The 13,367-nt window shown below is 68.3% G+C and carries 14 protein-coding genes; 6 read left to right on the forward strand and 8 right to left on the reverse strand.

Going from position 1 to position 13,367, the window contains the following annotated elements; genetic code table 11:
• Positions 1-3 precede the first annotated feature (3 nt).
• Complete coding sequence (locus tag C5B90_RS10275) at positions 4-912, forward strand: GNAT family N-acetyltransferase (RefSeq protein ID WP_115881231.1); 909 nt, start codon at positions 4-6, stop codon at positions 910-912.
• Between the two features lie 42 nt (positions 913-954).
• Here C5B90_RS10275 and C5B90_RS10280 read toward each other — a convergent pair whose 3' ends face one another.
• Both C5B90_RS10280 and carA read right to left on the reverse strand, forming a co-directional pair.
• Positions 955-1,992 carry a PAS domain-containing protein gene (locus C5B90_RS10280; RefSeq protein WP_115881233.1) on the reverse strand — a complete coding sequence of 346 codons (1,038 nt, stop codon included), beginning with the start codon at positions 1,990-1,992 and terminating at the stop codon, positions 955-957.
• Positions 1,993-2,160: 168 nt separating this feature from the next.
• Positions 2,161-3,243 (reverse strand): glutamine-hydrolyzing carbamoyl-phosphate synthase small subunit, encoded by a 1,083-nt coding sequence (carA, locus tag C5B90_RS10285; RefSeq protein WP_115881235.1) that lies wholly within the window; start codon positions 3,241-3,243, stop codon positions 2,161-2,163.
• Between the two features lie 97 nt (positions 3,244-3,340).
• On the opposite strand from carA, the gene C5B90_RS10290 reads away from it, so the two are divergent.
• The 4 genes from C5B90_RS10290 to C5B90_RS10305 all read left to right on the forward strand — a co-directional run bounded on the left by C5B90_RS10290 (position 3,341) and on the right by C5B90_RS10305 (position 5,590).
• Positions 3,341-3,754 (forward strand): Lrp/AsnC family transcriptional regulator, encoded by a 414-nt coding sequence (locus tag C5B90_RS10290; RefSeq protein WP_004042482.1) that lies wholly within the window; start codon positions 3,341-3,343, stop codon positions 3,752-3,754.
• Between the two features lie 72 nt (positions 3,755-3,826).
• Complete coding sequence (locus C5B90_RS10295; RefSeq protein ID WP_058566919.1) at positions 3,827-4,396, forward strand: NUDIX domain-containing protein; 570 nt, start codon at positions 3,827-3,829, stop codon at positions 4,394-4,396.
• Complete coding sequence (locus C5B90_RS10300; RefSeq protein ID WP_115881237.1) at positions 4,383-4,802, forward strand: desampylase; 420 nt, start codon at positions 4,383-4,385, stop codon at positions 4,800-4,802. The genes C5B90_RS10295 and C5B90_RS10300 overlap by 14 nt, the downstream gene beginning before the upstream one ends.
• A gap of 89 nt (positions 4,803-4,891) precedes the next feature.
• Entirely contained in the window at positions 4,892-5,590 is a 699-nt protein-coding gene (locus C5B90_RS10305; RefSeq protein WP_115881239.1) for an SDR family NAD(P)-dependent oxidoreductase, read from the forward strand.
• Between the two features lie 52 nt (positions 5,591-5,642).
• Here C5B90_RS10305 and C5B90_RS10310 read toward each other — a convergent pair whose 3' ends face one another.
• Positions 5,643-5,828, reverse strand: a complete 186-nt coding sequence (locus tag C5B90_RS10310; RefSeq protein WP_115881241.1) for a hypothetical protein — start codon at positions 5,826-5,828, stop codon at positions 5,643-5,645.
• A 44-nt stretch (positions 5,829-5,872) separates the two neighbouring features.
• Positions 5,873-7,144, reverse strand: coding sequence for a kynureninase (gene kynU, locus C5B90_RS10315; protein WP_115881243.1), 1,272 nt, complete (start codon positions 7,142-7,144; stop codon positions 5,873-5,875).
• 84 nt (positions 7,145-7,228) lie between these two features.
• On the opposite strand from kynU, the gene C5B90_RS10320 reads away from it, so the two are divergent.
• Complete coding sequence (locus C5B90_RS10320; RefSeq protein ID WP_115881245.1) at positions 7,229-8,275, forward strand: alpha/beta hydrolase; 1,047 nt, start codon at positions 7,229-7,231, stop codon at positions 8,273-8,275.
• 6 nt (positions 8,276-8,281) lie between these two features.
• Here the strand turns inward: C5B90_RS10320 and C5B90_RS10325 are convergent, their stop codons facing one another.
• The 4 genes from C5B90_RS10325 to C5B90_RS10340 form a co-directional block, all read right to left on the reverse strand.
• Positions 8,282-9,322 carry an AIR synthase family protein gene (locus C5B90_RS10325; protein WP_115881247.1) on the reverse strand — a complete coding sequence of 347 codons (1,041 nt, stop codon included), beginning with the start codon at positions 9,320-9,322 and terminating at the stop codon, positions 8,282-8,284.
• A gap of 309 nt (positions 9,323-9,631) precedes the next feature.
• Positions 9,632-10,582, reverse strand: a complete 951-nt coding sequence (locus C5B90_RS10330; protein WP_115881249.1) for an alpha/beta fold hydrolase — start codon at positions 10,580-10,582, stop codon at positions 9,632-9,634.
• Between the two features lie 92 nt (positions 10,583-10,674).
• Positions 10,675-12,894: an amino acid permease gene (locus C5B90_RS10335; protein ID WP_115881251.1), complete on the reverse strand. Its 2,220-nt coding sequence runs from the start codon at positions 12,892-12,894 to the stop codon at positions 10,675-10,677.
• Positions 12,891-13,352 (reverse strand): universal stress protein, encoded by a 462-nt coding sequence (locus C5B90_RS10340; protein WP_115881253.1) that lies wholly within the window; start codon positions 13,350-13,352, stop codon positions 12,891-12,893. Before C5B90_RS10340 ends, C5B90_RS10335 begins: the two co-directional genes overlap by 4 nt.
• Between the last annotated feature and the right edge of the window lie 15 nt (positions 13,353-13,367).

Genomic DNA, 13,367 nt, shown 5'->3' on the forward strand with positions numbered 1-13,367 from the left:
TTGATGGAAATTCGACCCGCCCGACCCGAGGACTACGACGCGGTCGCCGCGTTCACCCGCGACACGTGGGCCGACCGCGGCGGGTCGGACTACATCCCCGACATCTACCACGACTGGATTTCCCCCGGCGAGTTGGAGCAGGCGACGCTCCTCGTCGATATGGGCGAAGAGACGCCCTCCGACGACGTGGCCGCCATCGCACAGGTCGTCATGCTTTCGGAGTACGAGGGCTGGGCGCAGGGCATGCGCGTCGCCTCCGACTACCGCGAGCAGGGCCTCGCGACCCGGCTGTCGCACGCGCTTCTCGACTGGGCGCGCGAGCGGGGAGCGCGCCGCGTCCGCAACATGATTCACTCGTGGAACGTCCCGAGCCTCGCCAACGCCCGCACCGTCGGATTCGACCCCGGCATCGAGTTCCGCTGGGCGACGCCCGAGCCGGACGCGACCGCCAAACCGGACGCGGTGGTCGGCGACGACGCCGACGCCGCGTGGGCCTACTGGACCGGGAGCGGGGCTCGGACCGAGCTGTCAGGACTCGCGCTCGACCCCGTCGAGTCGTGGGCGCTCTCCGAACTGACCCGCGACCGCCTCCACGATGCCGCGGCCGACGACCGGCTGTTCGTCGTCGGCGACGACCGCGCGACAGGCTTCACCTACCGGAACCGAACCTACTCGCGCGAACGCGACGACGAGGGCGAGGTGACGTGGGCCGAGTACGCGGTCGCCGCGTGGGACGACGCGTCGGCCTGCGGGTCGCTGTTGGACGCGGTTCGACGCGACGCCGCGTCTGTCGGCGCGGACCGGACGCGCGTCCTGCTCCCCGAGCGAATCGATTGGATTTCCGACGCGTCGCTCGCCCGGAGCGACCTCGCGGAGGAGCCGACGTTCGTCATGGAAGCGGACCTCTCCTGACGGGCGTGCAGTTCGCCGTTTTCGACGACGACCGAACGTCGGTCAGTTCCATTCGACGCCGCGGACCTCGAAGCGCGCCCCGCCGAGTTCCGAGTCCCCCACGTCGAACTGCCAGCCGTGCAGGTCGGCGATTCGTCGCGCCGTCGGGAGATGCGGGGAGTTGTAGTCGACGCCGAGCAACTGGCTCGAATCCGCGGTCGCCGCCGCGCGCTCTTCCGGAGACGGGTGGGGTCCGTCGTCGTCGATGTAGAACCCGTCGGCAGTCGTTCCCACGACGACGCTGAACGACGGACCGGGTGAGTCGTTCCGCTCGAAGCAGTTCGTGAGCACCGCGACTAAGAACAGCCCGAAGAGGTGGGTGTCGGCCAAGAGCGACCCGTCGCCGACGACCCGAATCGAGGCGTCGCCCCTGCCGTCGAGCGACGCGACGGCCCGCGCTTGCGCGACGTGCTCGCGGAAGTCCACCGGCGCGAGGTCGATTGTGCTCGGTTGCTCGGCGATGCCGATGCTCCACTCGACGAGCGAGTCGATGCGCGAGAGGCTCTCCGAGAGCGCCACCGCGTCGTCGCCGTCGACCGCGGCGAGGCGCTCGGCGGACGCGGTGGCCGACGCGAGTTGGGCTCTGAGTTCCGAGGCGAGCACGCCGACGAGCGCCGCGAGGTGCTCGTTCTTCTCGTTGACCTGTAGTTCCGCGAGCCGCCTGTCGGTGATATCGAAGTGCGCGACGAGCGCAAAATTCCCGTGTCTCGGCGTGTCTATCGGGACGACGCGGAGGGCGAACCACCGGTAGACCGTGGGCGAGTGACACGGGTACTCAACGGTGAAGAGGTCGCGCTCACCGCGGAGCACCGCGCGGATGCCGTCGGCGACGACGCCGGCAATTTCGTCGGTCCCGCGGGCCACATCGCACACGTCGAGGTAGTTGATGCCCGTCGAATCGGGGTCGCCGACGTAGTCGTTCGCGTCGGCGAACGTCCGCCACGCCCGGTTCGTGTAGACGATGTCTCCGTGTCTGTCGAGGAGGGCAATCGTCGCCGGGAACTCCTCGAACCCGCGTTCGATGAGCGAGACGTCGTCCATCACAGAGCGTACGTCGGGAAACCGTTTGACAGTTTCTACCACATTAGGTCCGAAATACGAGCCGCGTCGCTCGCCGAGAAACGTGTCAGAAAAATCAGCGTTCGTCCGGTCGCGGCCGGGTGCAATCGGCCGCGGATTCGAGTTCGGTCGCGGTCGTGGTCGCGGTGGTCAGTCCGAGGCGACGGCTCGGGGCTTATGCTCGTTTCCCTCTGTACCCGCCATGGCGAGCACGTCGTCGAAGAAGCCGAGCGAGTCGTGAGGACCGGGGTGGGCTTCGGGGTGGTACTGGCGTGTGATGACGCTCAGTTCCTCGCTGGCGAGGCCCTCGGCGGTGTCGTCGTTGACGTTGACCTGCGTCACGTCGAGCTTGTCGCCGGGGTCGGCGACGGTGTAGCCGTGGTTCTGGGTCGTCATGACGACTTTGCCGGTCTGGAGGTCGCGGACCGGCTGGTTGACGCCGCGGTGGCCGAAGGCCATCTTCTCGGTGGTGCCGCCGAGCGCGCTGGCGACGATCTGCTGGCCGAGGCAGATGCCCGCCAGCGGGACCTCGCCGGCGAACTCCTCGACGAGTTCGCGCGTCGCGGTGTAGTTCTCGGGGTCGCCGGGGCCGTTCGAGATGAACAGCACGTCGGGTTCGAGCGCGGACACGTCCTCGGCGTCCGCATCGTAGGGGAGCACGTGGACCGTCGCGCCGCGGTCGACGATGGAGTCCACGATGGAGCCCTTCGCGCCGCAGTCGACGAGCGCGACGGTGGTGTCGCCGTCGCCCTCGAACGTCGTGAGTTCGGTCGTGGTTACCTGCGCGCCGATGTCGACGTGTTCGCTCATGCCCTTGCACTGCGCGAGTTCCTCCTTCGCGTCCTCGGGGGTCACGTCCTCGCCGACGGCGATTCCGACCTTCATCGCGCCCTCCTCGCGGATGGACGTGACGAGGTCGCGCGTGTCGAGGTGGTCGACCGCCGGGACGCCCTCGTCGGCGAGCCACTCGACGACCTCCTCGGTGAACTCGCGTGCGACGGCCGCCCGAGGGTGGACCCGGTCGGACTCGAATCGCTCGGCTCGGACGCCGTAGTTCCCGATGAGGGGGTACGAGAAGGTGAGAACTTGTTCTTCGTACGAAGGGTCGGTCAGACTCTCTTCGTATCCCGTATATGCGGTTGTGAACACCAGTTCACCGCGTGTGCGCCCCGGAACACGGCCACGCGCTTCGACCACGCGACCGTCTTCCAGCGCCAGATAGGCGTCCGACATTACGAGAAACGAACGGAACACGGGTGCATAAGTGTTACTTTCGAAGTCGAGTTACGAAATTCGTAATCGGTAAGTCGCTGGGGACGGCACGTGAGATATGGACGAGCTTGACCGACGTATCCTCGATATCCTTCGACGGGACGCTCGGACCCCCAACACGGAGATTGCGGCCGAAGTCGGGACCTCCGAGGGGACCGTCAGAAACCGCGTCGAGCGGTTGGTCGAGGAGGGCGTCATCGAGCGCTTTACGATTTCGACCCGCACGGGGAACCTGAAGGCGATGATAGAGGTGACCGTCGCGGTCGACGTGGACACCAACGACGTGTCCGAGTTGATGGCCGACTGGAAGGACGTCGACTTCGTCTGGCAGGTCTCCGGCGAGGAGGACATCGTCCTCGTCGTCGACGCCGCCGACACCCGCGCCGTCAACGACCTCATCACCCGCGCCCGCGAGCACGACGACGTGAAGAGCACGAAGACCCGCCTGATTCTCGACGAGCGTCTCGGCTAATCGCGCGCCGCCGCCGCGTGGTCCGCGGTTCGCATCGAAGCTTAGTTGACCCCCGACTCCGACGGAAGGCACATGAGCAACGCAGCAGCCGACGAGGCTACTGAACTCCACAAGAACGCAGCGCAGGACGTTATCGCCGTCGACTCCGACGACAACGCGGAGGGGACGGTCAACCGACTCGATGCCCACACGGGCGACGGCATCCGCCACCGCGCCTTCACCTGCCTCGTGTTCAACGAGGAGGGCCAGATACTCCTCGCCCAGCGCGCGCCCAACAAGCGCCTGTGGGACACCTCCTGGGACGGCACCGTCGCCTCCCACCCCGTCGAGGGCCAGACCCAAGAGGAAGCCACCGAAGAGCGCCTCGAAGAGGAACTCGGCATCTCGCCCGACCAGTACTCCGACCTCCGCGTCACGGACAAGTTCGAGTACAAGCGCTACTACGAGAACGCCGGCCTCGAATGGGAGGTCTGTGCCGTCCTGAAGGTCACGCTCGAAGACACCACACTCGACCCCGACGAAGAGGAAATCGCGGGCATGCTCTGGGTCGACTACGAGCACCTCCACGACCACCCCGAGTGGTACCGTCAACTGCGTCTCTGTCCGTGGTTCGAAATCGCCATGCGCCGTGACTTCGAGTAGGCTCGCCCTCGAAGCCGACGCCCGACGTTCGATTCTCTCGCACGCCCGCGAGGGTGCCGCCCGCGACCCGCCCGCGGAGGTCTGCGGCGTCCTCGCCGGCGACAGCGACGCGCGCACCGTCACCGACGTCCACCCGGTTTCGAACGTCGCCGACGACCCGCGGGTCGCCTACGAACTCGACCCCGAGGAGACGGTTTCGATTATCGAAGCCGTCGAGACGGCGGGCGACGACGCGGTCGGCTTCTACCACTCGCACCCCGAGTCCGACCCCGTCCCGAGCGCGACCGACCGAGAACAGGCGTCGTGGCCGGGCTACGTCTATCTCATCTGCTCGCCCGACGGCCGGATGAATGCGTACGAGTGGACCGGAAACGAGTTCCACGAACTCACTATCGCGGTCGAGTGACTCGTCGGCCTCCCGAAACCCTCGCCGGTACGCCGCGACCGCCGGCACGCTTCGGTGAGAATATCCTTTCTCAGTTCGCAGACGCAGCCATGGAACCCGACCGCTACGACGACCTCGACGGACAGGTCGCGCTCGTCACCGGCGCGAACCGCGGCATCGGCCGCCAGATAGCCGAGAACCTCCGCGACCGCGGCGCGACGGTGTACGCGGGGTCGCGCAGCGTCACGAACGAGACGCCCGAGGGGACGGAACGCGTCCTCCTCGACGTGACCCAAGAGGGCGACATCGAGGAGGTCGTCGACGGCATCTTCGCCGACCAGAGCCGCCTCGACATCCTCGTCAACAACGCCGGCGTCGGCGGCGAGGGCGAGGACATCGTCGCCGAACCGACCGAGCGAATCGACCGCACCCTCGGCGTCAACCTCCGCGGGCCGATGCTCCTGTGCAAGCACGCGGTTCCCCTCCTCCTCCAGTCCGACGGCGGCCGCGTCGTCAACGTCTCGTCTGGCATGGGTGCGCTCGGCGAGGAGCAGTCCGGCGGGTCGCCCGCGTATCGAATCTCGAAGACAGGCCTCAACGGCCTCACCGCCTATCTCGACGGCCAGTACGGCGACGACGGCCTCATCGCCAACTCGGTGTGTCCCGGCTGGGTCCGCACCGACATGGGCGGCGAGGAGGCGAACCGGCCGGTCGAGAAAGGCGCGGAGACGCCGACGTGGCTCGCGACGTTCAAGCCCGGCGCGCCCGCGGGGAAGTTCTGGCGCGACAAGGAAGTCATCGACTGGTAAGCGGCCGAGTCCAAGACCTGGAACGCTGCTCTCTTCTTGCTCTCGACGATAGCTACTCGTCGAACGTCAGCCCGAACCAGACGACGACGAAGAAACCGAGCATGCCGAGAAGAGGAAGTAAAGCACCGGAGAAAGATGAATAGTTACTCGAGGTCATGTAGTAGGTCTGAACGATGAGAAGGAGCGAGATGAACATGAGCCACCGCTGTATCGACAGGAGTTGCGTCTCGGGATCCATACGAACGTGTTCTGCCAACTTGTTATACTTCTGACTACATCGAATTACGTCACCCCGCCGCTCTGCTTCTCGAACGCCTCGTAGTCTTTCCCGTCCAGAATCTCACGCAGGTGCTCGACCGCCCGGTACACGTCCTCGAAGCCGACGTACGCCGGCGCGGGAGCCATGCGGACGACGTTCGGCTGGCGGTAGTCCACGACGACGCCCCGTTCCTTGAGCGCGAGGCTGACGCGGTAGGCCTCGGGGTGTTCGACCGCGACGTGGCCGCCGCGGGCCGCGGGGTCACGCGGCGTGCCGACCTCGCACTCCGGCAGTCGCTCGTCCACGAGGTCGATGAGGTAGTCCGTGAGCGCCAGCGACTTCTCGCGGAGGGCGGCCACGCCGCCGGCGTCCTCGACGATGTCGAGCGCGCCGTCGAGGGGGGCCGCGGACAGCACCGGGACCGTCCCCGACTGGAACGCGCCGGCCGACTGGGCCGGCTCGTAGGTCATCGCCATGTCGAACTGCGTCTCCTTGTCGTTGCCCCACCAGCCGGCGAGGGCGGGCGTGACGCCGAAGTGGCGCTCGTTGACGTAGAGGCCGGCGATGGAACCGGGGCCGGCGTTGAGATACTTGTAGTGACACCAGACGGCGAAGTCCGCGCCAACCTCGGAGAGGCGGTGCGGGACCGCACCGACCGAGTGCGCGAGGTCGAAGCCGGCCAGCGCGCCGGCCTCGTGAGCCGCCTCGGTGATGGTCTCGATATCGAACAGCTGGCCGCTCCGGTAGAGGACCGACGGGAGAAACACCATTCCCACGTCGTCGTCGATGGCGTCGAGCACGTCCTCGGTCTCGATGGTCCGCCCGTCGCGGCTCTCGACCACGCGGAGCGCCTCGTCGGGGTCGCGGCCGGCCGCCCGGAGTTGCGCGCGAATCGCGTAGTGGTCCGTCGGGAAGTCGAGGTCGTCGACGACGATTTTCTCGCCGCGGGCGGGGTCGTAGAACGTCCCGACGAGCGCGTGGATGTTGACGGTAGTGGAGTTGGCGACGACGACCTCGTCGGGGTTCGCGCCGACGAGCGGGGCGAGTCGCTCGCCCAGTCGCTCGCCGTAGGTGAACCACTCCGGGTCGGCGTCGGTCCACCCGCGGATGGCGAGGTCGCGCCACTCGTCGATGACGCGTTCGAGCGCCGCTTCGGCGTCGACGGAGAGCGGGCCGAGCGAGTTACCGTCCATGTACAGTTCGCCCTCGGGGACCAAAAAGCGGTCACGGAGGTCCGAAAGCGGGTCCGCCGCGTCCATCTGGCGGGCGGCCTCGACGGTGAGGTCGTCGGTCATACGCGTGTCGAAGCGCCGGCGCGACAAGTAGATTCACGACCCGCACGGCGTGGTGTTTTTCACGGTCGCCCGCGGCCCACCGGTATGGTTCGCTCCGACGGCGACGACCGACCTGATGGCGAGTCCCGGCCCGACGCCGACGACGCCGACAATAGCGATTTCGACGCCGCGGTCGCCGACCGCGCGGCCGACCTCGACCCACAGGCCCGCGCGGCCGTCGCCGAGGTCGAGCGACTGGGGCTCCCCGAGTGGTCCGCGCTCGGCGTCGAGAGCGCCCGCCGGGTCGAAGACGAGGTGTTCTCGGCCGGCGACGCGCCCGAGGTCGCCCGCGTTACGAACTTCGCAATCGACGGCGAGAGCGGCGAGAGAGCGGCGTCTGTCCACGAGATTCCGCTCCGCATCTATCATCCCGAACCCGGTGAGACGCGCCCCGCGCTCGTCTTCTTCCACGGCGGCCTCTGGGCGATGGGCACGCTGGGTTCAATCGACGGCGTCTGCCGACGGCTCGCGGTCCGTTCGGGTCGCGTCGTCGTCTCGGTCGACTACCGACTCGCGCCCGAACACCCGTTTCCCGCCGGTCTCGGCGACTGCGTGCGGGCGGTCGAGTGGGTCGCGGAACACGGCGCGTCCGTCGGCGCAGACGCTGACCGCCTCGCCGTCGCGGGGACGAGCGCTGGCGGCAACCTCGCGGCCGCGGTCTGTCTCCACGCTCGCGAGTTCGGTGGCCCCAATATCGAGAGACAGGTTCTCCTGTACCCGATGACCGACTGCTCGGCCGACCACGACTCGCTCCGGGAGAACACCGACGGCCCGCTTCTCACCCGCGACGACGTGCTGTGGGCCCACGACACCTACCTCCGGAACCCGGTGGACCGTTACAACCCCTTCGCCGCGCCGCTTCGGGCCGACTCGCACACCGACCTCCCGCCCGCGTACGTCGTCACCGCCGGCTTCGACCCGCTTCGGGACGAGGGCGCGGCCTACGCGTCGGCGCTCGACGCCGCCGGAGTCGACGTCGTCCACGACCACGAGGCCGCCATGCCGCACGGCTTTCTGAGCCTCGCGGCCGACGTCGACGCGGCGGACGCGGCGCTCGACCGGGTCGCGGGAGCGCTGGAAAACGAGGGCTGAATCCGCTTATTCGTCGGCGTCCGACTCCTCGGCCTCGCGGGCGAGTCGGTCGTAGGCGGCCCACGAGGGGTCCACGTCGGGGTGTTCGATTCGCTCGCCGTCGACGACGACACCTTTGCCCGCGACGACGGTGCCGGCGACGCCGACGGGGGTGCCGCGGGCGTCGAGCGCGGCGACCACGTCGTCCGTGACGGCGGGGTCGGTGGCGACGACGAGCGACCCGGCGGTGGTCGAGCGCCACGGGTCGATGCCGAGGAACTCGCAGGTCTCGCGGACGCCGGGGCGAAGCGGGATGCTCGACTCGTCGATTTCGAGTTGGACGCCCGCGCTCTCGGCGATTTCGTTGAGCGCGCCGTGGACGCCGCACTCGGTGGCGTCGTGCATGGCGTGGACGCCGCGGCCGCCGGCCGCCGAGACGGTCATCGCGTCGCGGACGGCGTCGGTCTCGTCGAGTCGCGCCTGCGCGGCGTCGAGTACGTCGGCGTCGAGGTCGGCGAAGGCGCCCGGGAACAGCGTCGTCAGGAGCCCGGTCGCCTCGACGCCCGGCCCCTTCGTCACGAGCACGTCGTCGCCGGGTTTCGCGCCGTCCGGGCGGACCACGTCGTCGTGGTCGCCGACGGCGAGCGCGGTCGCGCCGCCGACCCACGGGTACGAACAGCCGGCGTAGCGGGCGGTGTGGCCGGTGACGATGCTGACGCCGAGGTCGTCGGCCTCGTCGTGCATCGCTTCCCAGAGTTCGGCGAACTGCGCGTCGGTCATCTCGGGCGGGAGCGTAAAGGAGACGGCGAGGTGCGAGGGGTCCAGCCCCGAGACGGCGATGTCCGAGAGGACGATGTCGATGGCGAACCGGCCCGCGCGCTCGAAGCCGAGCGCGGGAAGCACGGAGACGGGGTCGGTCGCGATGGCGACGGCGGTGCCGTCGATGTCGAGGAGGCCGAAGTCGACGCCGTGGGTCGGGCCGAGCGCCACGTCGTCGCGGGCCGCGCCCAACCGCGGGTAGATGTACTCGTCGAAGAACTCGCGGTCGACCTTTCCGAGGTCGGTCATACGCGACCTGCGGGGGCCGCGGGTAAGAACGTACTCATCCGGTGACGACGGGCGTCCCGGTGGGGTCGAGGCCCGGTTGTCGGCGCGGCCGCTCGCCGGTCGAAAGGTGGGACGGTCCCCCGTCCCTGCTCATGAAGAGACGCGGAGACGGTTCGAAGGGGCATGAAAGTCCCACCACCGGACTGCCCGCGTCGCTTCAACCTGAACGCCGGACGTACAAGAACCTCGCTAAGTTCCCTCGATGGACCTATATAGCTCCAATAAGACTGCGGAGAATACTGCCGCTACACCGGAATCGACCGCCGACGGTCAGACCGGACGGTGGCCCGCCTCGTCGGGGGTGTTGTTCGGGGTCCGCCACGCGTCGTCGAGGTGTTCGACGAGCGCGCGGGCGACGGCCACCGGCTCCTCGTGGTGGATCCAGTGGGTCGCCTCCTCGAACGTCTTGAGGTGGCCGTCCTCGCAGAACGCGAGGCTCTCGCGCGCCATCTTCGGCCGGAGGAACCGGTCGCGGCTCCCCCAGACGACGAGCGTCGGGGGTTCGACCGTCTCGACGCGGGGTCGCGGGCGCTCGCGGGCGACCGCCCGGTACCAGTCGACCATCGAGCCGTAGGCTCCGGAGACCGACCACGCGGCGCGATAGCAGTCGAGGTCGGTCGCCGAGAACGTGCCGGGGAGCGCGGAGCCGGTCATCGTCCGCTCCAGGACGGCCCAGTCGCCGACGGGGGCGAGGAGTTCGGGGAGCTTCGGCAGTTGGAAGAACAGGACGTACCAGCTCCGAAGCTGTTGGGCCGGGTCGCGTCTGAGGTGGCGGGCGAGCACCGCCGGGTGTGGGAGGTTCATCGCGGTGAGCGACTGCACCCGGTCGCGGTGGTGGAGCGCCGTCCACCACGCAACCGCGCCACCCCAGTCGTGACCGACGACGTGGGCCTTCTCGTGGCCGAGCGCGTCCGCGACGCCGACCACGTCGTCGGCGAGTTCGTCGATGCTGTACCACTCGACGCCCGAGGGGCGGTCGCTCAGGTTGTAGCCGCGCTGGTCGAGTGCGACGACCCGGTAACCCGCTTCGGTCAACGGGCGGAGGTAGTCCGTCCACGCGTACCAACACTCCGGGAAGCCGTGGAGGAGGACGACGAGTTCGCCGTCTTCCGGTCCGGCTTCGACCGCGTGGAGCGTGACCTCACCCGCGTCGATGCGGCGGCTCGTCGCCTCGACGGACAGCTCCACGTCGTCGCGCGACAGCCCCGATTGCTTCGCCATACCCCTCGCTACGGCGGCGAAGAACAAATGTGCCGCGGCGACGCGCGGCCGTCGTCTGCGAGAAAACGGGTCGGTTCCGCGGCCCGGTTCGGCTATCCGAACAGGCGCTCTCTGATGCTCCGAGAGCGACTCCGTTCGGCTAAGAGGACCGAACACTCCACGTCGTCGACGACGTCCATGACGACGGTGCCGCTGACGAGCCGCGAGAGCAGGCCGCGCTCCGTCGCACCGACGACGAGGAGCGACGCGTCGGTCGCGTGCGACTCGATGGCTCTCTCGACGTCGCCGGTCTCGACGGTGAGTGTGGCGTCGCCGAGGCCGCGCTCGTCGGCCCACTCGCGGAGGAAGCGCTCACCCACGTCCCTGTCTTCGGCGACGTGGAGGAGCTCTATCTCCGCGTCGCAGAACTCGCGGAGGACAGAGGCGATGGACGCCGAAAGGTCGGAGTCCGGGCCGCCGGCGGTCGGGACGAGCACGTGCGAGGGGTCGAAGCCGCGGTCCTTCAGCACCAACACGTCGTAGGGGAGCGCGTGCGTTATCTCCTCGTACGCGCTCTCGGCGCGGCCGGGCGACCCGTGGCTGTCGGGGCCCCAGCCCATGACGACGAGGTCGGCGTTGTAGGTCTCCGCCGCGTCGAACACTTCCTCGAACGACCGGTGAGAGAGAACGGTGTGCGTCTCCATGTCCACGCCGAGTTCGTCGGCGTCGACGCGGGCCTGTTCGAGCAGGCGGTCGGCCTCGGCGAAGTCGTACTCCTCGCGGGCCGATTCGAGAGCGGTCTGGTCCGGCACTTTCACGATGTGGACGCCGACGAGCGTCCCGTCGTTGGCCTTGGTGACGGCCCCGGCCAGCGAGATGAGGTCGCGCTCGCTTTCGGGGTTCGAAAGCGGGACCATGACGCGGTAGCCCCCGTCGGGCTGGACCGACGTGGCGGCCGAGACTGCGGCATCCGGGAGCTGCTCCGACTGCTGGAGCAGGTACTTTCCGAGGATGCCCTGCTTCGTCGCTTTCGTGCGGGCGTAGGCGGCGTACCACACCATGGCGAACACCACGAAGCCGGCCGCGAGGAGGACGATGGTGTTGGCGAAGAACGCGATGAGTGCGAACGACGTAATCGCCCCGAGGATGGGAACAAAGGGGTACAGCGGAACCCGGTAGTCCGGCTGGTAATCCTCGGGGTCGGACACGCGCATCACGATGAGCGAGACGTTGAGCAGCCCGTAGATGATGAGGTGGAGGACGCTCCCGGCGTTCGCGAGGGTGTTGACGTCAGCCAGCAGGATAAACAGGAGGATGAACCCGCCGGTGATGGCGATAGAGCGGTACGGCGTGCCGAACCGGGGGTGAATCTCGTTGAGTGCCGTGGAGACGATTCGGTCGCGCCCCATGGCGAAGTTAATCCGCGAGGAGGCGAGAATCGAGGCGTTCGCGGACGAGGCGGTGGCGAGGAGGCCGCCGAACAGCATCGCACCTGCACCGACCGGACCGATGAGGAGCCGGGCGACGTCGACGACGGCGGTCTCGTTCCCGGCGACGAGGCTGTTGTCCACGGCGGCCAGCACGGTCAGGAGGACGAGCGCGTACACCAGCGTCACGATGACGACGCTGCCGAGGACGGCACGCGGGAGGTTCTTGCCGGGGTTCTTGATCTCCTCCGCGACGGAGGTAATCTGGACGAACCCGAGGTACGAGACGAAGATGAGGCCGGTCACGGGCAGGAGCGGCGACACGCCCTTGTCCGGCGGGACGAACGGTCGGAGTTTGGCGAGGTCCGCGTTCAGGAGTCCGAAGACCGTGAACACGGCGAGGATGGCCAGCAAAATGAGTACGATGGCGTTCTGTAGCTTCCCCGTCTCCTTCGCACCGACGTAGTTGATGAACACGAAGAGGAGGCCGCCCGCGAGGGCGACGAGCTTCACGGCGGAAACCGTGACACCACCGAGGACGAGGCTCGGAATGGGGAGGAACGTCACCACGTACTGACCGAAGCCGGTCATGTAGAACGCGGAGGCGAACGCGAGCCCCATCCAGTTGCCCCACCCGGCGACGCTGCCGAACAGCGGCCCGAGGGCGTGGTTGATGTAGTAGTACGCGCCGCCGGACTTCGGCATCGCGGTGCCTAGTTCGCTGGCGGACATGGCGGTCAAGAGCGCGATGACGCCGCCGAGGACGAACGCGGCGGCCGAGAGCGGCCCGGCCTGTTGGACCGCAGCGCCCGGAAGCACGAAGATGCCCGCACCGATCATCGTCCCGATACCGATGGTCAACGCCGCGAGCGGGCCGAGGTCTTTTGCGAGTTCCTCGTCTGTCATGTTTCACCGCCTTTGTCGGAATCGGCCGGTGGCAGCACGACCACGGGACGGTCGCTGTGTCGAATCAGCTCTTCTCGGACCGCGCCGGAAAAGAGGTCCCACCACGAGCGACCGCCGCGCGGGGTGAAGACGATGGCCGTCGCGTCGGCCTCGTGCGCCGCCTCGAGGATGGCGTCGCCGACGTCGGTCGCGAACCGGAGGTCGGTCTGGAGTTCGATGCCGGCGTCGTCCGCGGCGCGGCGAGCGATATCGAACAGTTCGTCCGCGACCTCCTCGCGCTGTTCGACGCCGGCTTTGTCCGGCGCGCCGCCCGCTTTCTCGATGACGTGGACGACCGAGGCTTGACCGCCGGCCGCGGCGATGCGCGGGAACGCGGTGGCGCAGGTGACTTCGGCGTCGTCCGTGTTCGCGAGCGGAAGCAGCGGACGTGAGAACAGCGGTTCGACGTGTTCAGTCATGTGTCGAACCCGCGA

Source organism: Haloferax sp. Atlit-12N, from assembly GCF_003383095.1.
GTDB lineage: Archaea > Halobacteriota > Halobacteria > Halobacteriales > Haloferacaceae > Haloferax.

Coding starts and splice junctions, on each gene's coding strand:
- C5B90_RS10275 (WP_115881231.1), top strand. CDS start 4: ATGGAAATTCGACCCGCCCGACCCGAGGACTACGACGCGGTCGCCGCG.
- C5B90_RS10280 (WP_115881233.1), bottom strand. CDS start 1,992: ATGGACGACGTCTCGCTCATCGAACGCGGGTTCGAGGAGTTCCCGGCG.
- carA (WP_115881235.1), bottom strand. CDS start 3,243: ATGTCGGACGCCTATCTGGCGCTGGAAGACGGTCGCGTGGTCGAAGCG.
- C5B90_RS10290 (WP_004042482.1), top strand. CDS start 3,341: ATGGACGAGCTTGACCGACGTATCCTCGATATCCTTCGACGGGACGCT.
- C5B90_RS10295 (WP_058566919.1), top strand. CDS start 3,827: ATGAGCAACGCAGCAGCCGACGAGGCTACTGAACTCCACAAGAACGCA.
- C5B90_RS10305 (WP_115881239.1), top strand. CDS start 4,892: ATGGAACCCGACCGCTACGACGACCTCGACGGACAGGTCGCGCTCGTC.
- C5B90_RS10310 (WP_115881241.1), bottom strand. CDS start 5,828: ATGGATCCCGAGACGCAACTCCTGTCGATACAGCGGTGGCTCATGTTC.
- kynU (WP_115881243.1), bottom strand. CDS start 7,144: ATGACCGACGACCTCACCGTCGAGGCCGCCCGCCAGATGGACGCGGCG.
- C5B90_RS10320 (WP_115881245.1), top strand. CDS start 7,229: ATGGTTCGCTCCGACGGCGACGACCGACCTGATGGCGAGTCCCGGCCC.
- C5B90_RS10325 (WP_115881247.1), bottom strand. CDS start 9,322: ATGACCGACCTCGGAAAGGTCGACCGCGAGTTCTTCGACGAGTACATC.
- C5B90_RS10330 (WP_115881249.1), bottom strand. CDS start 10,582: ATGGCGAAGCAATCGGGGCTGTCGCGCGACGACGTGGAGCTGTCCGTC.
- C5B90_RS10335 (WP_115881251.1), bottom strand. CDS start 12,894: ATGACAGACGAGGAACTCGCAAAAGACCTCGGCCCGCTCGCGGCGTTG.
- C5B90_RS10340 (WP_115881253.1), bottom strand. CDS start 13,352: ATGACTGAACACGTCGAACCGCTGTTCTCACGTCCGCTGCTTCCGCTC.